Annotated in this window: 1 protein-coding gene; it reads right to left on the minus strand. The window is 35.2% G+C overall.

The genetic code is table 11. From position 1 onward, the window contains the following. Positions 1–534: S16 family serine protease (locus IU405_RS07805; protein ID WP_317193358.1), on the minus strand; the 534-nt coding region annotated here is incomplete at both ends.

A 534-nucleotide genomic window follows, 5' to 3' on the forward strand; every position in this document is an offset into this window, starting at 1 on the left:
CTTTAATTTCAAGAATGTCTTTTTTGTTGTCTTCACAAAGTATAATTTCTTTAATATCTGCTCTTTTAGCTGCCAATATTTTCTCTTTTATTCCGCCAACAGGCAATACTTTTCCACGTAACGTAATTTCGCCAGTCATGGCTAATTTGTTTTTCACTTTTCTTTGAGTGAAAGTCGAAACTAAAGATGTCAACATGGTTATTCCTGCACTTGGCCCATCTTTTGGAGTGGCTCCTTCTGGAACGTGAATGTGCACATTGTATTTATCTAAAATATCCTGATTGATGCCGAATTCTTCTGCATTCGATTTGATGTATTTCATGGCAATAGTAGCAGATTCTTTCATAACAGTTCCTAAATTTCCTGTAATGGAAAGCACTCCTTTTCCTTTAGATAAAATAGATTCTATAAATAAAATATCACCTCCAACACTTGTCCAAGCCAAACCAGTTACTACACCAGCCACATCATTGTGCTCGTACTTATCTCTATTTCTAGGCGCTCCTAAAATTTGTTCTACTTTTTCAGAAGATA

The sequence above is a fragment of the Polaribacter sp. BAL334 genome, assembly GCF_015767435.1.
Taxonomy (GTDB): Bacteria; Bacteroidota; Bacteroidia; order Flavobacteriales; family Flavobacteriaceae; genus Polaribacter.